Genomic DNA, 20,610 nt, shown 5'->3' on the forward strand with positions numbered 1-20,610 from the left:
GGTATGAAAGACAGGCTCAGTGGACCGTTCACGTAAAGTGGGCGGTCTTTTGGCTTGTTTTCCCGCTTGCTAAAAAAAGGATTGTGTTGAAAGCGCTTGTATGGTATTTTATGTACATAAAAACGTTTTTATAGCAAAGGAAGAATGGTTATATGGGTAAGGTAACGATCAAGGATGTGGCTAAAGCGGCCGGAGTCTCCATTTCTACGGTTTCGAACGCGTTGAATGACGTAGATGTATTGACACCGGAGACCAAATCACATGTTCTGAAGGTGGCAGAACAATTAAATTATGTACCGAACCTGAACGGGAAGCTGCTGAAGTCGGGGAAGACCAAGATGCTTGGCTTCTTTACAACAAGCGTGGCAGGGCCCTACTTCTACACACTGGTTGAGTCGATGTCACATGAATGCGACCGTCTGGGTTACGGATTGAATGTGTTTATTACGAAGGATAAGCAGGTTATCATGAGCAATATTATGGGCGGCCGGGTGGATGGTGTCATCATATTCGAAGAGCTGAGGATCGACGATAAAGACATCGCCGCTATGGAGAAGGACAAGATCAATGCCGTGTTTCTGGATCGCGAGATTCAGAAAGAGACGATGGGCAGCATCATTTTCGACTCCTATGAGGCCGGTTATGAAGCGACTAAATATTTGATCAGCCTGGGGCATAAGAAGATTGCTTATATTTCCGGCGTGGATACGATGTTTGACAGCGTTCAGCGGAAAGAAGGATATCTGGCTGCACTGCGCGAGTGTCAGTTTCCCATCGATGGAGACTATATCCTGCAAGGTTATTTTGAGGAAGAAGGCTCCTATAACGCTGTGAAATCCTTTCTTCACTTACACCCCGACAAAGTGCCGGATGCTTTTCTTGCCGGTAACGACGTGAGTGCCATCGGTTGTATTCGGGCCCTGAAATCTCTGGGATACGAGGTTCCCCAAGATATAAGCGTCGTGGGCTTTGATGATATTGATATTGCACAGTATTTTACACCGCCTCTATCGACCGTACGCAATCAGATTGCCAGACAAGGCATTCTGGCAGTGGATCACCTGGTTCGCATGATTCAGAAGAAAGAGCAAGGCAAGACTCAGAAATTGCCTGGGGAGCTTGTCGTTCGCGGCACCAGTCATGTGAAGATCAGTCGGAATAAACCGGTTTAAGTGAAAGGGCTGATGATTATTCCGATTCTTTTTTTAAAAATGATACAAAATAGGAGGATATTTTTTGCCAAAAAATAAAAACGTTTTTATTTAAGTCTGTCATTTTGTGATCAAAGGAGGCTTACCAGGTGGGCAAAACAGTTTTAGTTCAGCCAACCGGCACAGGCCCGGTTCAATCAACCGGAAAGAAGCCGCGAGGGCAGAGAATCAAGGAGTTTTTCATTGATTTCAAGCGGCAATGGGAGCTTCAATCGATGATTCTTCCCGGTATTATCTTTATGTTTATTTTTTGCTACATACCGATTTATGGTTTATCCATTGCTTTCAAAAATTACACCGTCATTGATACGCTGGATTCCGCTCCGTGGGTTGGCCTGGACAATTTCAAAATTATTATATCGGACAAGTACTTTTGGGATTCCGTAATCAACACGCTGGGCATCAGCTTTTTGAAATTGGCGGTGGGCTTTGTCATTCCGATCATTCTGGCCATTATGATTTACGAGGTTAGCATGGGCCGGTTCAAAAAGTTCGTACAGACCATTTCGTATCTGCCTCACTTCTTGTCATGGATCGTGCTGGGCGGAATGCTCATTACCTGGTTCTCCACCTCCGGTTTACTTAACGAAGTGCTGCTTGGTTTAGGGCTGATCTCGCAGCCGCAAAACATTTTGCTCGACCCGAGCAAGTATTGGTGGATTGCGACCTTATCGGACATCTGGAAAGAAGCTGGATGGGGGACGATTCTGTACTTGGCGGTCATGTCCAAGATTGATCCTACCTACTATGAAGCCGCAAAAATCGATGGTGCGAGTCGCCTCAGACAAATCTGGAACATCACACTGCCTAACATGAAGATGATTATCAGCTTAAATCTGATCTTGACTGTAAGCGGTTTATTGGGGTCGAATTTGGATCAAACCTTGGTGCTCATGAATTCACAGAACCGGGAAAAGGCAGAAGTCATTAACTCGTACGTGTACCGGATGGGGATGACGCAAGGGGATTTCTCTTATGCCACCGCGGTTGGTTTAGGAGTATCCATCATATCGGTCATTCTGCTCGTTACGGCTAATAAGGTGACCAGCAAACTAAATGATAATCAATCCGTTCTATAGGCCATGCAGGGGGAGGCATTACGGTGAATTTGAAAGCAGCAAAAGGGGATCTCGATAGCAAGATCTTTGATACGATCAACATCATCCTATTGGTTGTATTTACGATTATTATTGTCGTTCCGTTATGGAACGTCGTCGTTTCATCCTTCAGTTCGGGCAGGGCCCTTGCCGAGGGCGGGTTTATCTTCTGGCCTAAGGAATTATCTCTTGAAAATTATCAGGCTGTATTCAGAGATACAGGCATATGGCAGGCCTTTTTCATCTCGGTTGCCAAAACCGTGATCGGGGTTATCACCCATGTATTCTTCTGTGCCATGGTAGGTTATGGCCTGAGCAAAAAATACGTCCGCGGCCGCAAGTTCTACGTTGCGATGGGTGTCATCACCATGTTTTTCTCGGGCGGTATGATTCCGACCTACTTATTGATTAAAAGCTTGGGCCTGCTAAACACCTTCTGGGTTTATATTATTCCAGCTCTCTTAAGCTTCTATGATGTCATCATCCTGATGAATTTCTTCCGCAATGTGCCCGATTCGCTGGAAGAGTCGGCGAAGATCGACGGCGGTGGCGACTGGAGAGTTTTTCTGAGCATATTCATTCCTCTTTCTATGCCGGCCATGGCCACAATCGCCCTGTTTAACGGGGTAGGGCAATGGAACGATTTTATGACCACGAAACTGTATATCACCGACCAATCGCTATATCCCTTACAGATGATGCTGTATGAAATTATTGTGCAGTCTCAGACGCAATCGATGCAAAATATCGGTTCGGTAGCGATTCAAACCACCACGAAAGGGGTCCAACTAGCAACAATCGTCGTAACAACACTGCCGATTGTTGTGATGTATCCGATATTGCAAAGATATTTTATCTCGGGGATGATGCTTGGGGCAGTCAAGGAATAAGTGAAAATGAAGCTGGCTGTAAAGAAACAGGCTCTATCAGGAAAGCGCTTTAATTAAAAGGGAGGGTACAGGATGTTTACGAACAAAGCTTTTGGAAATAAAGGACTCACACTGTTTACTGTATTGATGAGTGTTGTATTGGTTGTAAGTGGCTGCAGCGGATCGGGCGGCAAGTCCGGCTCAAAGAAGGAGAATTGGGTTTCGATCGAAGACCGTTATACACCGGATGCCGAGACTCCGGCCTGGAAGCTGGATAAAAAAGAAGAGGTAACCAACCTGACTTGGTATGTAAATGCGGATTGGTGGAATACGGATTTCGGCAAGGACGTTGTCACCAAGAAAATCAAGGAAGATCTGAATATCAATATCAAGTTCATCACGGGTGACGATACCAAATTGAACACGTTTTTTGCCGGCGGGGAAATGCCGGATTTGATCACAACGTTTGACTCCAACTCCCCGGTGGTACAAAAAGCGGCTACTTGGGCGCTGCCGTTAAATGATCTGGCTGAGAAATATGATCCCTACTTCAATAAAGTTGCTGCACAAGACACGCTCAACTGGTTCCAGCTCAAGGACGGCAAAACCTACGGATATCCGAACTATTCCAATACACAAAAGGACTATGACAGCGGCAATATTCCTGCGAAAACGGCATTTATCATCCGTAAGGATGTTTACGAAGCCCTGGGTAAGCCGGTCATGGGCACACCAGAACAATTTCAGGCTGTCCTCCAGGATATCAAGAATAAATTCCCTGACCTGATTCCATTCGGGTTCAACTCCATTGGTGAAGGAACAGGATCGCTTGGCGATACGCTTCAGGACTTCATCGGCGTGCCGCTGGAAGACAAGAATGGTGGATTCTATAACCGTAACCTCGATGAAGACTATTTAACTTGGGTAAAGACGCTTAATTCCGTATACAGAGCCGGGGCGATCAGCGATGACAGCTTTGCCGATGACGGAACAGCTTTTGAAGAAAAGGTCAAGGCCGGCAAATATGCAACCATTTTGCTGGATGGAACACCGCAGCAGGGCGGCAACCTGCAAAGCTTCTACAGTAATAATAAAGGCAAAGAGTATATCGCGATTGACGGACCCCAAAGCACGGTCGGGCATACACCGACACTGAACCAATCCGGGATCACAGGCTGGATGATCAGCTTTATTACGAAAAATAATGTGGATCCCGCTAAATCGATTCAGCTCTTCACCTACTTGTTAAGCGAAGAAGGACAAATGCTGATGAACTATGGTATTGAAGGCGAGACCTATAAAGTGAACGCGGATGGAAAGGTCGAGTTCCTGCCTGCTGTGAAGGAGCTTCAGTTGAACAACCCGGATTCTTTTAAAAAGGATTACCGCATGGGCGAATTCATGTTCTTTGGCCATGACCGCCATAAAGCGCTCAGTGGTGACGCATTCCCGGATGCCATCAAGCAAATGCAGGAATGGGGTAAAGGAAAGCTGGTACCACACTTTATTCTGGAAAATATCAACCCTGACCAAGGCACACCGGAAGCGCGTTCTTTGACCGCAATCAATACCAAATGGAACTCAACACTCATCAGTATGATTCGTTCGAAGGATGATGCTGCGTTCGATAGCCTCTTGAATGAATACAAAAAGTTCCTGGACAGTAACAATTGGGACAAAATCGTAGAAGTTCGCAATGAGAAGATGAAAGCGAACAAAGAAAAGCTTGGGCTGAAATAAGCGTTCACGGATAGGAAACGATATATAGAAATCTGGAGGGAACAACATGCTGAACATGACAATCTACCAGTCGAATGGGGAAGAGGAATTATTCATTAAGAAAACCAAGGAGGAGCTTTCGCCTGTATCTCCCACTGCACCGCTGAATACGGTTGTTATCGATGAGGAGCAGACGTATCAGGAGATGGATGGCTTTGGCGCGTCCTTCACGGATTCTGCGGCTTATCTGATTCATCAAGTACTAGGGGCCGAGCAGCGTTCGGAGCTTATGACCCAATTGTTCGATCCGAACGAAGGGATTGGTTTGTCGGTACTGCGCCAGCCCATGGGCGCATCTGATTATGCACGTGACTTCTACAGTTATAATGATCTGCCGGAAGGCCAGTCCGATATGGAGCTGAAGCAGTTTTCCATTGCACACGATGAGGATGATATTATTCCACTCCTGCAGGAAGCGCTGCGATTGAATCCGGATATGAAGCTGATGGGTTCGCCTTGGAGTCCGCCAGGCTGGATGAAGACTAGCGGATCGATGATCGGCGGGGAGCTGAAGCAAGAGTGCTATTCGGTTTATGCCAATTATTTCGTCCGTTATATTCAGGAGTATGCATCAAAAGGTCTGCCTATCTATGCGGTTACACCACAAAATGAGGCCTTGTATTCACCAGGTCACTATCCCGGCATGATCATGCTGCCTGAGGCACAAAGTGATTTTATTAAGAATCACCTGAAGCCGCAATTCGTGAAGAATCATATCGATACGAAAATTCTCTGCTATGATCACAATTGGGATAAACCCGACTACCCGCTGACGGTGCTTGAGCAGGCCGGCGATGCGGTGGATGGTGTCGCTTGGCACTGGTACGGCGGTAAGCCGTCAGCTCAATCGGACGTATTCGAAGCTTTCCCTGATAAAGAGGTTCATTTCACGGAAGGGTCAGGCGGGGAGTGGATTCCGCCGTTTGAGCAAGCCTTCTCGAATGTCATGCGAACAGGTATCGAGATTCTCCGCAATCATAGCAAGTCTTACGTCTTGTGGAATATGGCACTGGATGAGAAGAACGGCCCTACCGTACCCGGCTTTGGTACAAGCACCTGTCGCGGTATTGTGACCGTGAATCAACAGACGAAGGAACTAACCTATACGCTGGACTACTATGCGCTGGCGCATTTCAGCAAGGGGATCCGTCCGAAAGCGCGTCGTATTGCTTCGACCAGCAATGATCTGATCCGCTCGGTTGCCTTTAAAAATACGGATGGCTCTATTGCAGCCGTTATGTTTAACGACAGCGAAGCATCGGAGAGTGTAGCTGTTCAGCTGTACGGAAAAGAGGCATTGCAGCTTGAGATGCCGCCCAAGAGCGCTTTAACGGTAATGTTTGAAGCGTAACTAGTAGATGGGCCGTTTAATAATAAAAACCAGCTTGTTACATGAGAAAACGGCCTGCGCCGATTGAAAAGTATATAAAAGGATTACACTGCACGGCGATCGCTTCCCGGTATTCAACCGGAGAGTGGTCGCCGATTTTTTTCTTCTCAAATTTTCCTACAAACTGCGCGGCTTGGTCGGAGTGACACAGAGAAAATTCACTCCGAAAACAAATGATTGGGCTTTACAATCTCAATGTTCTAGTGTACTATCCAACTATAACACTAATACAAGGGAGTTGTGAGCATGAACCATCGAACAAATATGCAGGCGGATGCCGATGCGCCGGTTCTTTCACTCCAAGGGGTATCGAAACGGATCGGAAGCAAGTGGATCGTCAGCCAGCTTTCTTTTGATGTGCATAAAGGCGAGGTGGTAGGCCTGTTGGGGCCCAACGGTGCGGGCAAGACGACAACCATCCGCATGATCGCCGGATTGATCGGGATGACGGAAGGAGATGTGCTGGTCCGCGGGAGCAGCATCCGCCGCGACTGGAAGCAGGCGATCCGCCATATCGGGGCGATTATCGAAAACCCGGAGTTCTACCCGTATATGACCGGATACGATAATTTGAAGCAGTATCAGCGGATGAATCCATGGATCAGCCGGGAGCGGATCGACGAGGTTGTCCGGCTCGTAGGGCTGGAGCAGGCCATGAAGAAGAAAGTGAAAGCCTACTCGCTCGGCATGCGCCAGCGGCTCGGTATCGCCCAGGCGCTGCTGCATGAGCCGTCGGTCCTGATTCTGGATGAGCCGACGAACGGCCTGGATCCGGCGGGCATCCGGGAGATGCGCGACTATCTCAAAAATATCGCCCGCGAAGAAGGCATCTCCATTCTGGTGTCGAGTCACCTCCTGCTTGAAATGGAGCAGCTCTGCAGCCGGGTCGTCGTCATTCAAGACGGCAAGCTGGTGACCGTCCGCTCCATTGGCGGAGGCAGCGGGGAAGCGGAGCAGCCGGGGCAGCAGGAAGCGATGCGCGTCATGTTCCGCGTCGGCCGCCTCGAAGAGGCGAAGAGACTGCTCGAAGGGCTGGATCTGGCCGAGGTACTGGCGGTGAATCCGGAACAAAGCGAGCTGATACTTTCCTTGCAGTACAAGGACATTCCGGGGGTAGTGGAGCGGCTGGGCACCGGCCGGATCCCGATTTACCTCATTACCGAGCTCAAGCAGTCTCTAGAAGACGAATTCCTGAAATGGACGGGAGGAAACCAAATTGCGTAGTTTTTCTTTGCTGGTGGTCAACGAATGGCTCAAGATGGCCAAGAAGCGCAGCTTCTTCATTCCTTACGCCATCGCTGCGGTGGCCGCGATCGCCCTGGGCTGGATTCTCAAGCGTTGGGGTGGCGAGATGATGACAGGGGCGAGCGCCCTGGATTATACGGTGTTGATGGCGGGAATGAGCGGATTTGGCCAAATGACGGCCATGCTGGCGATCATCTTCACGGCCGGCATCGTATCCGGGGAGCACGGCCAAGGGACGATCAAGTTCCTGCTGATCCGCGGGCAGAGCCGGTCCGCAGTTCTGGCATCCAAGTACACGGCGGCCGTCCTGTTTACACTGTCGCTGGCCGTATGGCTGACGGTGCTGAGCTTCGCAGCGGGCGCGTTCTTCTTCGGCACGGATGCAGGGGAAGCCGGCTGGCGGGATGTGCTGGTGGCCGGAGGCAGCACGCTGGTGTACAGCATCATTTTCATGACGCTGGCCTTTATGATGGGGGTGCTGACCCGGTCGACGGGTGCCGCGATGGGCGTAGGTATGGCCTCGGTGATGTTCAGCGGAATCGTTATTCCGAAAAGCTTCTATAAATACGTGCTGTTCCCTAACGCAGACCTGTCGGTGTACAGTCAGGGCGGACACGCACCGATTCAGGGGATGAGCCTGGGCTTTTCCATCGCCGTTCTGGCGGCATATCTCGTCTTGTTTCTTGTCGCCAGCTTTGTTACGTTTAAGAAACGTGATATAGCCTGATGCGCGGGAACGTAAGCTGACGGCGAAAGGAGTCTGTCCTGAAGTGAGTATTGAATTCGACAACAATTTGCCGATCTATCTGCAAATCATGAACCATATTAAGAGACAAATTGTCTCGGGCATTCTGCAGCCGGGCGATAAAATCCCTTCCGTAAGGGAACTGGCGGCCGATCTGCAGATCAACCCGAACACGATCCAGCGCACGTTTCAGGAGCTGGAACGCGAGGAAGTCGTAGAGACCCGGCGCGGGCTGGGAAGATATGTGACAAGCGAGGAATCGAAGATTATGGCGATTAAAAAGGAAATGGCGGGCGAATTGCTTCACCAGTTTATCCATGGCATGCAGGAGCTGGGGTTCAAAAATCAAGACATCGTCTCCATCGTAAGCGAGGCGGTCGCGGAGGACCGAAAGCAAGGCGTAAAGGAGGGGGCTAAGGGTGGAAACACTGCTCAAAGTTGACGGCGTATCCAAGAAATACGGAGGCAAGCTGGCTCTGAACAGCGTGTCACTGCGCATCGGACCGGGACGGATCGTCGGCCTGCTCGGGTCGAACGGCAGCGGGAAGAGCACGCTGATGCGGATCGCCGCCGGGCTGACGCCGCCTTCCGCGGGAAGCATTTCCGTGCTGGGCAAGCCGGTGGGCAAGGAGACGCGCAGCCTGATCTCTTATATGCCGGACCTTCCGCTGACGGAGAGCTGGATGCGGGTGAAGGATGCGGTTGCTTTTTACCGGGATTTCTATGATGATTTCGACTTGGAAAAGGCGCGCGAAATGCTCGACTTTATGAATTTGAAGGAGAACGACCGGGTCAGCTCCCTTTCCAAGGGCATGGGCGAACGGCTGCAGCTGACGCTGGCCCTCTCCCGCCAAGTGAACCTGTATCTGCTCGACGAGCCGATCGGCGGCGTGGATCCGGTGGCCCGGGGTAAAATTCTGGACGCGATCGTCCGATTCTACAGTGAAGACAGCAGCCTGATTGTCAGCACGCATCTGGTGCGCGATATGGAGCGGATTTTTGATGAAGTCATGTTTATCCAAGACGGCGTCATCGTCCTGCACGAGGAAGTCGAGAGCATCCGCATCAACCGTGGAAAAGGCATTGACGATCTGTTTAAAGAGGTGTTTGGCGAATGATCAAGCTGTTAAAATACGATTTAAAGCGCAACGCGACGCTGCTCCTTGGCGGGATGGCGATTCTCCTCCTGTGCGAGTTCGTCCTCCTCTGGTCCAGGGCCACGGATGAAGTCAAAATTGTCCTCTCGGTTCTGTTCTTCGGCGCAGTCGCGGTGATTTACTTCATTTCCAGCCTCCGTGTGTTTGACTACAACATCACTACGGTCAGCCGCCGGCTCGTTCCGGTAGGTGCTTTGTCTTATGTGGGAGCTTCCCTGCTGTACGGGCTGCTGAACTCGCTGGTGCTGATCGTAATTGGAGCGGCATTCACTGCCTATATGGTGGTCAACCTTGGGGGCGGATTCAGCTGGGCCGGCCAGATACCGGTCTGGGCCATCGTGCTGATCGTTGTAGAATATCTGTTTCTGCTCGTATACGGCTTTTTGACCTTTTATATGACGATCGCCTTGGCGCGCAGCCTGGTAACCAAAGGCGTGTTTTGGGTCGGACTGCTGATTTTTATCGTCCTGACCATCGTCCTGTCTTATGTTGAAGACTTTCTGTTCGGCCAGGATTCGTCCGCGTTGTTCGGAAGCGTGGATCTGGAGTGGAGCTCTCAGTCCGGCGTGCTGGCCCGGGAGCTGCCGGGTCTCCTGTCTGCCTGGCAAACCTGGGGCTCCATCGTGTTTGAAGGGCTGTTATGCGTAGCTTTTTTGTACGTGATCAAATGGTGTATAGAGAAAAAGATTGAAGCGAGATAAGGAAAAGGGTTGGCCTGGAGCGGCATTAGGTTGAAGACCGGACGCAGGGGTAAACCGTGCCGCCGTTTGCTATAGAAAAAAAGGTTAGGGAACTGAAAAGGTACCCGTACACTGACACTTCAAAAAGTGTTTAGTGTACGGGTACTTTTTTGCTTACTGGGTTATTTGAATTTGAGGGTGTTTTTAATTTTGCTCCCACAGCCGCATATGATCGTGTGCTTCAGATCTTTAATTGGCTGATGGCACAGGGGGCATATGCTTTGATGAATTGGATCGTTCAATCTCACAGCCACCTCCGTACTTAACTCGGCTTCGCTTGGTGCATTTGTCGTGCGGTTCCTGCCTCGATGCTCAATACCGGCAACAACGCAAACGAACTCTTTTTTCATTCCATCGACAAACGGTTTGGGTTACTTGCTTTCCCCTGTAGCCACGAGCACGGCTCTCCCCAGCGTATGACCCAGCATGGTGAATCCTAAGACAGCCGGCGTGGCGCTGCGATCAACGCCGATATCCTCGACATCCAGCGCATGAACGACAAAATAATACCGATGCGGACCATGTCCCGCTGGAGGCGCCGCACCGATAAAGCGTTCGAGCCGGGCATCGTTCGGCAGCTGAAGGGCGCCTTGCGGCAAACCGCTGCCATGTTCGTCGCCTGCGCCAGTCGGCAGCTCGGTGACATTGGCAGGGATGTTGATGACGGCCCAGTGCCAGAAGCCCGATCCGGTCGGGGCATCCGGGTCATATGCGGTTACGGCGTAACTCTTCGTTCCTTCGGGCGCACCGGACCATTTCAAATGGGGCGAAAGATCTTTACCGCCCTCCACTCCAGACGCGTAGTGCTGAGGAGGCAGGGGAAGGCCCTCCGCAATATCATTACTCGTTAACCGAAAGGCTTCAACTTCCGGCAATTTGGCAAATGGGTTGTTGTTCATTGTAAACTCCTCCTTTTTTGTATGAGTCGATTATATACATAAGAATCGATTCTGTAAATAAAAATCGTTTTGTATATGTATTATCGATTTATTTCTTGTTTTTTTGTAGGTTTCGGTGTAAATTATTTAAACGTGTACAATCCCGATATGCATAAAGGATGGTGTCGGCTTCATGGCCAAAAGAAACGGTTCGTCCACTTTAAGTGAAAATGTCACAAAAAAACTGAGGTATGATATTTTGGACGGACAATATGAACCGGGCGCTCCATTAACCGTTTCGGAATTAGCCAAAGGTTTCGAAGTCTCGGTTGCCGTCGTTCGGGAAGCGCTAACCCGTTTAGCGACCCAAGGCCTCGTCATACAGAACCCGAATCACGGATTTTCCGTGAAGACGGCGTCGGAAGAAGAACTGAAAAGCATCATAGAAGCGCGGTCGATCAATGAATCCGCAGCCTTACGCCTGTCCATCGCTCACGGCGATCTCACATGGGAATCCAATGTCATCGCTGTTCACCATAAACTATCGCAAACACCCGAGTACGAGGATGGTCATCCAAAGCTCGTCGTTCGCGAAGAGTGGTCCGACATTCACCGTCAATTTCATTACGAACTTATCGCTGCATGTCCCAATCCGGTGCTTCTGGATATTTGCAGACGCTTGTGGGATTTAAGCGAATTTTATCGGCATTATTCACCCCCGCAGCAGTCCGTTCGTGATGGCCGCGCCGAACATAAGGCATTAGCGGATGCCGTAGTAAGCCGTGACGGCGATCGTGCCGTCGAGATTTTTAAGGCGCACATCCAACTCACTGCGGATATCCTGTTTGACCATCGATAAGCGGATACCCTTCAAACCGCCACATATCCTTTCTGAAATCAAAAAAAGGAGCAGTCTGCGCTATGGCAAACGGCTCCTTTTATAATGAAATCTCATGACTCAAAATTCCCAACGGCTTATAGGGTCCTGCTTAAGCGGCCGGAAATTTAATGAACACATAGTCTCCAAACTGCTTCCGGATATCTTCCAAAGTCTGCGTCAGGGGCTCAATCGCGTAGTTGCCGTACAGCTCGGCCTCACGGGTATAGACCAGCTTCTGCTGCTGCAGGATTTCCTACGCGTCCGCCTCATGGGCACGTAAAATGTCTACACTCATCTCAGCTCATCTCACCTTTCTCTTGGCTCAGCTCGTTCCAAACCATACTGGTAAAATCAGGTGTATTCTACCATCAGACTCATCGGGCGACAACCAGGCCGGATTTCGGAGATGGAGGAACCTCGGATGTGTGCGGATATCTTTAAAAAATCACTTTATCTCGGGAGTATGATTCCTTTAAAATAGAGGGATAAGGTCTGTGAACATTTTCCAGTTTTGTGAAGGTCAGCGGATCATAACGGATCCATATTTTCGAGCCAGCGAAAGTGAGGAATGACATGAACGGAGGAATAGTCCGACTGCGGGAAATTCTGGATGACATTACACCATCGGAGCGCAAGGTAGCCGATTTTATTCTGCAGCACCCGGGCGAGATGATCGGGCTTTCGATCGCCGAGTTGTCCCGCCGGAGCGGGGGGAGCCAGGCCGCCGTCGTCAGATTGTGCAAATCGGCCGGATTTAAGAGCTACCAGGAGCTGATGCTCAAGGTGGCGGGCGATCTGCAGGAAGGCCAGGAGGAGCCCGGAGGGTATCAGGAGATCCGCCCGCATGACTCGGTGGATGCCATTATTCATAATGTGACGAATAACAATATTCAGTCGATCCGCAACACGGTTAAGGTGCTGGACAAGCACATGGTTGAACGGGCGATCGAGGCGCTCGGCCGGGCGGAGCGGATTTTTTTCTTCGGGATCGGCGCCTCGAATCTCATTGCCCAGGATGCACAGCACAAGTTTCTGCGGATCAACAAGCCAAGCTTTTCGTTTGCCGACCCGCATCTGCAGCTGACCTCTTCGGTGCTGCTCACGGAGCGGGATGCCGCCGTCGGCATTTCGTATTCCGGCAAAACGGACTATGTCATCTCCGGCATGAAAGCTGCCAAGGAGGCGGGGGCGGTAACGATCTGCATTACGAAATACGGAAACTCGCCGTTGAGCGAGATTGCCGACATCCAGCTGTACACATCATCGACCGAAAACGATATCCGCAGCGGGGCGACCGCCTCCCGGATCACACAGCTGAACATTATCGACATGCTGTACCTGGGCGTCGCCAGCCGCAGCTATGACCAGTCGGTGGACTACCTGGAGAAGAGCCGCGCGATGATCAACAAGACGAAGCAAAAGGGAGGCTGAGCTCAGGGAAGCTGTGGCCCGGGTTGAAGCGTACCATTCCGCGCTTGACCGCATCCGCACCCGCGAGGACAGGCTAATACGTATATGAGTAACGCTGCAGCAAAAGGCTGCTCCGTTTAATCCGGGGCAGCCTTTTATCGTAGGCCACAAGACTCGTTAAGGACTTCTCTTTTCACCGCGAGTGTTGTGTTCGATGCCCTGAATCATTTGACCGTACTGCGATATCTCCAATCGTTTCTGCAGGTAAGATTCGGAAAACAGGAAAAACCCCAAACTTTTGGTTTCCCTCCAGCAGCAGACAATTTATACTTAAATTTGACAAAATGCCATCAAGGCTTGAATGGAGAGCGTTTTGGGAGGATATGTACATCCTTTCATAGTCGGAAGTGAAAATCGTTTGGAACCGGCTGGAAGATCCGACGTAAAAAAATGCTGTAAAGTACAAAGCAATGAAATAAGGGGTGTAACGAAAATGGGAAATGAGATGGATGTCATTTTGGTCGAAAAGATGTCAAACGGCAGCCTGCGGACGATGGAAGAGCGCAGATGGGGCATGAATATGGTGGCTGCGCTGGAGCATGTCAACTATATCGTCGTCGACGGCAAGGAATACGAAACGATTGAGGGAAGGCTGAATGTCGATACCGGCAAGCTTGAGCTTTTGCTGGTGCAGATACGAAACGAGTAACAGGGAACTCGGTGAAAGGAGATGCGATCATGGCAAACGAAGAAAAGGCGAAGCGGAGCGACGAATCCGGATCAAGACGTTTTCCGGTTGAAGGGAAGGCAGCCCGGGTATTGTCCACGTCCCTGGGCGTAGCGCTGCTGGCCAATGCCTTTCTGATCCCGGGAGCGACAGCGGCCGGAGCGTCGGCCAATACATCAGGTGACCAGACCGCGGCGGATGAACCGATCCTGGTCTCCTGGTCGACAGAGGAAGTAAAACAGTATTTTGATAAAAACGCGGACTGGAACATTCCGCTTAAGGAGCAGCCGGAGGAAGGCAAGGAGGGGCAATCGGCGTCGACAGGTTCTGGATCGTCGGGCGGCGGAACGACCGTCATTAACAATTACGGCTCGGCTCATTCCGGATTCGGCTGGGATGACCTGCTGCTGTACCACATGCTGTTCAACAGCGGATCCAGCTATTCTACCACCAACTATTACAACGGCCGGCCGACGTACTACACCGGCACCAGCCAAACGTATAAGCCGCGGTCCTATACCAGCGGCACGTTCCAGAACAAGCCGGTCGTCGGCTCGACGGTGCGCCCGAAGACGTCGACTTCGACCGGGTCGATCACCCGGAGAGGAACGTCGTCTTCGTCCGGCAGCATCGGCGGCAAGTCAAGCGGATTCAGCTCCTCTTCGAGCTCCCACTCCAGCTCCAGAAGCGGCGGTTTTGGCGGATGAGCAGCGTATTTGAGGTGCTTGCCCCGGGAACCGGCGAACGCGCGGAACGGGTCGAGCAGCTGCGGCAGCTGGGCTTTGCCTGGGCCGATCTGGAGGACGAGGAGTACTGGCTGGACCAGATCGTCGTCATGAACGGGGAGACGTACCGCGAACTCGAGGAGGCCTCCTCGAGGCTGTGGGGCGTGCTCGACAAGACGGTCCGCTATGTGCACAAGCGCCGCGACCTGTATGAGCTGATCGGCATTCCGCAGATTTTGTGGGATATGCTGGACGACTGTCCGATTCCAGGGCAAGGTCTGATCAGCCGCTACGCCCGGTTCGATTACGCGGTCGGCCATGACGGAAGCATCAAGCTGTATGAGCTGAACGCCGATACGCCGACCGGCTATGTGGAAGCGTCGATCGCGACCCCCTGGCTGTGCGGCGAAGCGGGAATTCCGACGCCGAACGGGCGGATGAAGGAGCTCGTGAAGGCAGCCTGGGCCGTGGAGCGCCCGGATACCGCCGCCTGCGTCGCCTACGGCAGCCACCTCGAGGACTCGGGAACGATCGAGGCGCTGGTGAAGCACAGCGGCCTTCCCATGACCTGCGTCGACTGCCTCGATCTGTGGATCGACGAGGGGATCGTCAAGGACGCGACGGGCCGGGAAATCAAGCGGATGTTCGCGCTGTACCCGAAGGAGTGGATGGCCGTCGACGACGGCGGGGACGCGCTTGCCTATGCGATCGAGACCGGCAGGCTTGCGCTTTTTAACGGACCACACAGCATCCTGCTGCAGTCCAAAGGACTGCTGGCGGCGGCATGGGGCCTGTATGAGCTGGGCCTCCTGTTTGACGAGCGGGAGCAGGAGACGGTAGAGAAATATATTTTGCCAACCTACAATAAGCCCGTGTTCTCAGGAAGTTATGTGTCCAAATCGATGTTCGGCCGCGAGGGCGGGTCGGTGCGGATGTTTAACGAACAAGGAGAGATGGATATCCAGGACGAGGCCGGATTCGACACGAGCGTCCTGTTCCCTTCCGTCTATCAGCTGCGGGCGGAGCTCCCGCGGATTGAGACCGCCGCAGGGCCGCGGCACCTGCTGACCGGTATGTTCGTGATCAACGGACAGCCGTGCGGGCTGCTTGGAAGAGCGGGCGGATTGATTACGGGGAATACGAGCCATTTTATCGCGATGGGAGTGAAATAAATGAAGACCTACCACAAGTTCTTCCGGACGGGTCTGGGACTGTTCCTGCTGGCGGCGCTCCTGCTGAGCGCATGCTCCTCGAATGAACCCTCCGTATTCGATACAAGTGTGTCGACGTCGGAGGATACGAACGTATCCCGGGTTCCTTGGGATTACCGGATTGTCGAAGGAACGGTCGGCGATCTCATCGGCAGCGACATGACGGTCCTTCCGGACAACGAGCTGATGCCTAACGACGGCAACTATGCTACGGGGGACAAAATTTGGTCTTTGCAGTACATGGACGCCGAGATGACGACCGGTGCCAACCAGAAGACCGACGTCCGCCTGTCCTCCTGGGACACGATCAAGACGTTCAAGACGCAGGAGGAGGCCAAGAAGGACTTGGCCAATCTGAAAGTTAACGTGACGACCGAAGTCGACCTGGTCGGCGTATACCAAACAAAATACAAGGATCAGACGCGGGACTTTGCGGTCGTGGAGCTGCCTTCCGGCAACCGGATCAAGCAGCCGATCGACGATGCGCGTTACAAGGAACTGGAGAAGAAGAAGAAAGTTTCCGTCAAACTCGAGGAAGTTCATGATTTCGCCGATTACGATTCGGCATACGCAAAATTCAGGGGGTGGGCCAGTTAATGGTCGTCGTTAATATTGTTGTCAGTGTCATCGTCATCATCATCCTGCAGCTGCTCGGGATGGTGATCTTCAGCTGGATGACGCCGTTCAAGGACATGGAAGAGCTGAAGAAAGGCAATACGGCCGTCGGCATCGCGCTTGGGGGCAAATTTTTGGGGACGGCCATCATTCTCGGCGTGGCGGCTTATACGAACACGTCCATTTGGTTTTTGGCCATGTGGTTTGCCGTCGGGTACGTGTGCCTGATCGCCGTATACTGGATTTTCGAGCTGGTGACCCCTGGCTTTAAAATTTCCGAGCAGCTGCAAAAGGGAAATACGGCCGTTGCCGTCCTCTTGTCCATGGTGTTCGTCGGCATGGCTTTTGCCATCAGCAGCCTGATTGTATAAAGCTGTAGATCAAGCTGCCATGCTGAAGAGAGGGTGAGACCGCTGCATTTTTTCCTCCGGCTATCCGCCCGGATGATGCGGATGCGCAAAACGACGATTGGCCTGATTATTGTTATTTTTGTAACGGTGAGCGCAACGATCGCCTATCTGCTCGAGCCGTCTACCTTTCACAGCTGGTTTAATGCCCTGTACTGGGTCATGACGACGATGGCCACGGTCGGGTACGGCGACTTCTTTGCTGCTACGGTAGCCGGTAAAATATTTACGCTGTTTTTATACATCTTCGGTATCGGGCTGCTCAGCTTGGTCATCGGTAAAATCATCGATTCCATCGCGGGCATTCAGCGGCAGAGGGAGGCGGGAACGTTGAATTTTCACGGAGGCAATCATGTCATCTTAATCAATTGGAGCCGAAAGGCGAGGTCCGCCATCGACGAAATTCTCACGTACGACCCGAAGGCGCAGATCGTCATCGTCGATGAGACGGACCGCCATCCGGCTCTGCAGATGCACCAGGTGCATTTTGTCAGCGGGGATCCTTCGTCCGCGGAGACGCTGATCAAGGCCGGAATTGAGCGGGCGCGGGCGGCTATTATTTTCGCCGACACCCGGATCGAGGAAACATCGCTGACCGACGGCAAGTCGCTGCTGATCGCCTCCAGTATCGAACGGATCTCGCCCGAGGTGCACACGACGGTGGAAATCATGCACGAGAAGCACATTCAGAACTTCCGGTTTGTCCAGGTCAACGAATTCGTGCTGTCCCACGATGCGATCTCCAGCCTGGCGGTGCGGGCTGCGCTGCAGGAGGGGAATTCGGCGGTGATCAGCCAGCTGATCAGCCGCGAGCACGGGGACGATATCTACGAAGTTCCGTGCAATCCGGCCTGGAAAACCTATGGCGAAGCGTTTCAGGCTCTGCTAGGACAGGGCGCCACCCTGTTGGCCGACCGGAACGACATGTCGATCAACCGGCGGTTAAGCGAGCCGATCCCGGCCGATGCGAGGCTGTATGTGGTTGCCGATGAGGCGACGTACCGGCGGATTGCCGGGAAATAAAGCCAATGCACTTGTCGATAGAGATCATTTCCCGAAAAAACCGATGGCCTGCAAGAGCGGGCTGTCGGTTTTTTTAGATATAAGGGTTTTCTGGACCGGACCGAAAATGGGAAGGGCTATATGACCGAAGCCGTGCGGCTAATGGTTGACTATGCTTTTACGGAACTTAGGCTTCACCGGATCGAAGCTGGCGTTATGCCACGCAACCTGGGATCCATCCGCGTGCTCGAAAAGGCGGGCTTTCACCGTGAAGGCGTCGCCCGCAGCAATGTGCTGATCAACGGCAAGTGGGAGGATCATCAGGTGCTGGCCATCATCAATCCGGAAGACTAGCGGGAAGAGTCCGGCTCGCTTGGATCGGCGGTTTCGGCCGGCTTCAGCGAATCGGGGGGATCCTTCAGCGTAGACTCGATCAGCACATCGATCCCATCCATGGATTGGACGGCAATAGCCTGATCAGGAGCCGTTCCCTGGATGGAAAATATGCCGGTTCCCACCTCGTATACGTTGGAATAGGTTCCGTGGTATTCGTGGCCTTCGACATCGGCGTAGGTTTCTACGGTTCCGAGGCGGGTGCCGAGTTCGACGGAGTGCAGCTCGGTCAGCCGATACAGACGGCTATCCCAGCGGATAAACGAAAAAGCCCAGGAATGCGAGATGCCGGTTTGCACCGTCTTGTGTGCACCAGTGCTTCCTGATTCTCGGCTGCCGCATCCCGGCAGTGTCGTGAGCAGCAGAACAATGGCCAGGAGTGCGGAGGGCAGGATCAGGGCGCGGCGGCGGAGAAATAATATTAATAGTGGTTTACGAGGAATAGTAGTCACCTCCCAAGTATTCATTCCCATATTAAGGTACTTTGGGCAGTGTGGAAAGAGAATCAAATGCCCGCTGCCCTCATCATTTTGTATTGAGGAAATGAGCGGAGGCTGACGGCAAGCATCGTGCACTGCAATGAAGGAGGATTATATCTGTGAGTCAAACGATACGCGTAGAATGGGGCGGCCAGCCGGTCAAGCTGACCTGGATCCCAACGAAGGACATGCCGGATCCGGCCAAAGTGACCAGCGTTCACGGCATCTGTATGCTGCGGGGCAACGTGCTGGCCGTCCATGTGGACGGGCGCGGTTTTGATATCCCCGGCGGGCATGTCGAGCCGGGCGAGACGCCGGAGGAGGCATTTCACCGCGAGGTGCTGGAGGAAGGCAGCGTCCGCGGCCGTGCCGTGTACATCGGGATGATGGAAGTGAGCCATGAGGAGAACGAGCATTTTGACCCGAACGGCAAATATCCGCTGGTCGGCTACCAGCTGTTTTACCGGATGGACATTGAGGAATGCCTGCCGTTTAACCGGGAAAACGAGTGCCTGGCCCGAATTTGGGTGGAGCCTGAAGAGTTTCGTTATGTCATTGATCATGCCTTATTGGGACTGGTGCTGGAGGAAGCGCTGAAGCAGCCTGGCGAATCGGGAGGGGAACGATGAGGGCGTGTAAACGCGCCTGTATCAGGAAGAAGTCGTCCATTGGGAACGCCTCCCCCCTAGAGTTCGAAAGACCCGGAGACCGCCTATTCCTATTGCTCGGCCCCTGATTGATGCTCGTAGTTCCTCATCAGCATGCCCGTCGCTTTTTTCATACCCAAACGGGCGTAAAACTCCTGAACATCCGGATCGCACAGCAGATCCACCATATACAGCCCCTTCAGCCTCTCCAGCATCCGTGCCGTCAGCTCCTTGCCGATCCCCCGGCCTTGATAATCCGGAATCACTTCAAGCAAAGGAATGTAGGCCGTTAATACTTTGTCTGATAAACAATTAATAAAGCCAATCATTCGCTTGGTATCGGCATCGATAGCCAGTATGATAAAGGTGGAGTTCGCAAGCAGCCGGATCAGCACAGCGGGCGAGGGCGGGTTGGGCCAGCCGTCGAAAAAGCCGGGGGCAACCGATGACTCCGTGATTCCCTGCAGATGGTCCTGGTAAATAATCATTGAGTGTACCTTCTTTCCTGAAAATGAAATGAGTTGGTATGACTTTACTATATAGGAGGTCAATCATGGACAACAACCCTGTCTGGTCGGAGCAGATGCCGGCCGTTCAGTTCCGGGTGGCGCGCCCGACGCACCAAATCGAGAAAATCAAACAGTTCTACCATGAAGGGCTCGGACTGCCGGTCATCGGCTCATTTCAGCAGCATCAAGGCTATGACGGCGTGATGTTCGGCTTGCCGGATTCCGCCTATCATCTTGAATTTACGCAGCATGAACACGGGGTTCCCGTGCCGCCGCCTTCAGAGGACAATCTACTGGTGTTTTACATACCGGATGCCGACAAGCGAAATGCCATCGCGCAGCGTCTTCAGGCGATGGGTTACCCGGCCGTCAAAGCAGAGAACCCGTACTGGGACGTTAACGGCATCACCATCTGCGACCCGGACGGCTGGCGCATCGTGCTGCAAAATACTAGCGGCCTATAGAATACAAAAGGAAAAAGCGGTTATACAGAT

23 protein-coding genes and 1 pseudogene are annotated in these 20,610 nt (G+C 52.3%); 21 read left to right on the plus strand and 3 right to left on the minus strand.

The annotated features are described in order from the left end of the window. Positions 1 to 152: 152 nt before the first annotated feature. The 10 genes from IAE55_RS14690 (at position 153) to IAE55_RS14735 (ending at position 10,194) form a co-directional block, all read left to right on the plus strand. Positions 153 to 1,172 (plus strand): LacI family DNA-binding transcriptional regulator, encoded by a 1,020-nt coding sequence (locus IAE55_RS14690; RefSeq protein WP_105445744.1) that lies wholly within the window; start codon positions 153 to 155, stop codon positions 1,170 to 1,172. Between the two features lie 128 nt (positions 1,173 to 1,300). Further along, positions 1,301 to 2,290: an ABC transporter permease gene (locus IAE55_RS14695; RefSeq protein WP_186327531.1), complete on the plus strand. Its 990-nt coding sequence runs from the start codon at positions 1,301 to 1,303 to the stop codon at positions 2,288 to 2,290. Between the two features lie 23 nt (positions 2,291 to 2,313). Then, positions 2,314 to 3,198 (plus strand): carbohydrate ABC transporter permease, encoded by an 885-nt coding sequence (locus tag IAE55_RS14700; RefSeq protein ID WP_089549172.1) that lies wholly within the window; start codon positions 2,314 to 2,316, stop codon positions 3,196 to 3,198. 72 nt (positions 3,199 to 3,270) lie between these two features. Then, complete coding sequence (locus tag IAE55_RS14705; protein ID WP_145161453.1) at positions 3,271 to 4,917, plus strand: sugar ABC transporter substrate-binding protein; 1,647 nt, start codon at positions 3,271 to 3,273, stop codon at positions 4,915 to 4,917. Between the two features lie 46 nt (positions 4,918 to 4,963). Then, positions 4,964 to 6,307: a glycoside hydrolase family 30 protein gene (locus IAE55_RS14710; protein WP_145949097.1), complete on the plus strand. Its 1,344-nt coding sequence runs from the start codon at positions 4,964 to 4,966 to the stop codon at positions 6,305 to 6,307. 285 nt (positions 6,308 to 6,592) lie between these two features. Then, a complete protein-coding gene (locus tag IAE55_RS14715) occupies positions 6,593 to 7,570 on the plus strand; it encodes an ABC transporter ATP-binding protein (protein ID WP_234489559.1) in 978 nt (325 codons plus the stop codon). Next, positions 7,563 to 8,318 carry an ABC transporter permease gene (locus tag IAE55_RS14720; RefSeq protein ID WP_145949096.1) on the plus strand — a complete coding sequence of 252 codons (756 nt, stop codon included), beginning with the start codon at positions 7,563 to 7,565 and terminating at the stop codon, positions 8,316 to 8,318. The genes IAE55_RS14715 and IAE55_RS14720 overlap by 8 nt, the downstream gene beginning before the upstream one ends. Before the next feature lie 43 nt (positions 8,319 to 8,361). Continuing rightward, the gene (locus tag IAE55_RS14725) at positions 8,362 to 8,778 is read left to right on the plus strand and encodes a GntR family transcriptional regulator (RefSeq protein WP_076172765.1); all 417 of its coding nucleotides are present in this window, start codon (positions 8,362 to 8,364) and stop codon (positions 8,776 to 8,778) included. Next, entirely contained in the window at positions 8,756 to 9,454 is a 699-nt protein-coding gene (locus IAE55_RS14730) for an ABC transporter ATP-binding protein (RefSeq protein ID WP_200633128.1), read from the plus strand. The genes IAE55_RS14725 and IAE55_RS14730 overlap by 23 nt, the downstream gene beginning before the upstream one ends. Next, positions 9,451 to 10,194 carry a hypothetical protein gene (locus IAE55_RS14735; RefSeq protein ID WP_200633129.1) on the plus strand — a complete coding sequence of 248 codons (744 nt, stop codon included), beginning with the start codon at positions 9,451 to 9,453 and terminating at the stop codon, positions 10,192 to 10,194. Before IAE55_RS14730 ends, IAE55_RS14735 begins: the two co-directional genes overlap by 4 nt. 410 nt (positions 10,195 to 10,604) lie before the next feature. Here IAE55_RS14735 and IAE55_RS14740 read toward each other — a convergent pair whose 3' ends face one another. After that, a complete protein-coding gene (locus tag IAE55_RS14740; protein WP_145161442.1) occupies positions 10,605 to 11,132 on the minus strand; it encodes a YbhB/YbcL family Raf kinase inhibitor-like protein in 528 nt (175 codons plus the stop codon). A 172-nt stretch (positions 11,133 to 11,304) separates the two neighbouring features. On the opposite strand from IAE55_RS14740, the gene IAE55_RS14745 reads away from it, so the two are divergent. From IAE55_RS14745 to IAE55_RS14785, 9 genes and pseudogenes are all read left to right on the plus strand, one after another. Next, the gene (locus IAE55_RS14745) at positions 11,305 to 11,970 is read left to right on the plus strand and encodes a GntR family transcriptional regulator (RefSeq protein ID WP_145026926.1); all 666 of its coding nucleotides are present in this window, start codon (positions 11,305 to 11,307) and stop codon (positions 11,968 to 11,970) included. A gap of 594 nt (positions 11,971 to 12,564) precedes the next feature. Beyond that, positions 12,565 to 13,422 (plus strand): MurR/RpiR family transcriptional regulator, encoded by an 858-nt coding sequence (locus tag IAE55_RS14750; RefSeq protein WP_116232856.1) that lies wholly within the window; start codon positions 12,565 to 12,567, stop codon positions 13,420 to 13,422. Between the two features lie 472 nt (positions 13,423 to 13,894). After that, positions 13,895 to 14,110 carry a hypothetical protein gene (locus IAE55_RS14755; protein ID WP_105445736.1) on the plus strand — a complete coding sequence of 72 codons (216 nt, stop codon included), beginning with the start codon at positions 13,895 to 13,897 and terminating at the stop codon, positions 14,108 to 14,110. A gap of 29 nt (positions 14,111 to 14,139) precedes the next feature. Continuing rightward, a complete protein-coding gene (locus tag IAE55_RS14760) occupies positions 14,140 to 14,835 on the plus strand; it encodes a hypothetical protein (RefSeq protein WP_200633130.1) in 696 nt (231 codons plus the stop codon). After that, a complete protein-coding gene (locus IAE55_RS14765; protein WP_200633131.1) occupies positions 14,832 to 16,025 on the plus strand; it encodes a glutathionylspermidine synthase family protein in 1,194 nt (397 codons plus the stop codon). The genes IAE55_RS14760 and IAE55_RS14765 overlap by 4 nt, the downstream gene beginning before the upstream one ends. Continuing rightward, complete coding sequence (locus IAE55_RS14770; RefSeq protein WP_105445733.1) at positions 16,026 to 16,661, plus strand: hypothetical protein; 636 nt, start codon at positions 16,026 to 16,028, stop codon at positions 16,659 to 16,661. Continuing rightward, positions 16,661 to 17,050 (plus strand): DUF350 domain-containing protein, encoded by a 390-nt coding sequence (locus IAE55_RS14775; protein WP_105445732.1) that lies wholly within the window; start codon positions 16,661 to 16,663, stop codon positions 17,048 to 17,050. The genes IAE55_RS14770 and IAE55_RS14775 overlap by 1 nt, the downstream gene beginning before the upstream one ends. Before the next feature lie 81 nt (positions 17,051 to 17,131). After that, complete coding sequence (locus IAE55_RS14780) at positions 17,132 to 18,109, plus strand: potassium channel family protein (protein WP_325168643.1); 978 nt, start codon at positions 17,132 to 17,134, stop codon at positions 18,107 to 18,109. 87 nt (positions 18,110 to 18,196) lie between these two features. Next, positions 18,197 to 18,442, plus strand: a pseudogene (locus IAE55_RS14785) (GNAT family N-acetyltransferase); the annotation flags it as partial. Here the strand turns inward: IAE55_RS14785 and IAE55_RS14790 are convergent. Continuing rightward, entirely contained in the window at positions 18,439 to 18,933 is a 495-nt protein-coding gene (locus tag IAE55_RS14790; protein ID WP_146116493.1) for a hypothetical protein, read from the minus strand. The pseudogene IAE55_RS14785 and the gene IAE55_RS14790 overlap by 4 nt on opposite strands. 146 nt (positions 18,934 to 19,079) lie before the next feature. Between IAE55_RS14790 and IAE55_RS14795 the strand changes: the two genes are divergently transcribed. Next, positions 19,080 to 19,589 (plus strand): NUDIX domain-containing protein, encoded by a 510-nt coding sequence (locus IAE55_RS14795; RefSeq protein WP_260986906.1) that lies wholly within the window; start codon positions 19,080 to 19,082, stop codon positions 19,587 to 19,589. A gap of 89 nt (positions 19,590 to 19,678) precedes the next feature. Here IAE55_RS14795 and IAE55_RS14800 read toward each other — a convergent pair whose 3' ends face one another. Then, positions 19,679 to 20,095, minus strand: coding sequence for a GNAT family N-acetyltransferase (locus IAE55_RS14800; protein WP_105445729.1), 417 nt, complete (start codon positions 20,093 to 20,095; stop codon positions 19,679 to 19,681). A gap of 65 nt (positions 20,096 to 20,160) precedes the next feature. On the opposite strand from IAE55_RS14800, the gene IAE55_RS14805 reads away from it, so the two are divergent. Next, on the plus strand, positions 20,161 to 20,580 hold the full coding sequence (locus IAE55_RS14805) for a VOC family protein (RefSeq protein ID WP_076172780.1): 420 nt from the start codon (positions 20,161 to 20,163) through the stop codon (positions 20,578 to 20,580). Positions 20,581 to 20,610: the final 30 nt, after the last annotated feature.

This window comes from Paenibacillus sp. S28 (assembly GCF_016624415.1).
Classification (GTDB): Bacteria; Bacillota; Bacilli; order Paenibacillales; family Paenibacillaceae; genus Paenibacillus_AQ; species Paenibacillus_AQ favisporus.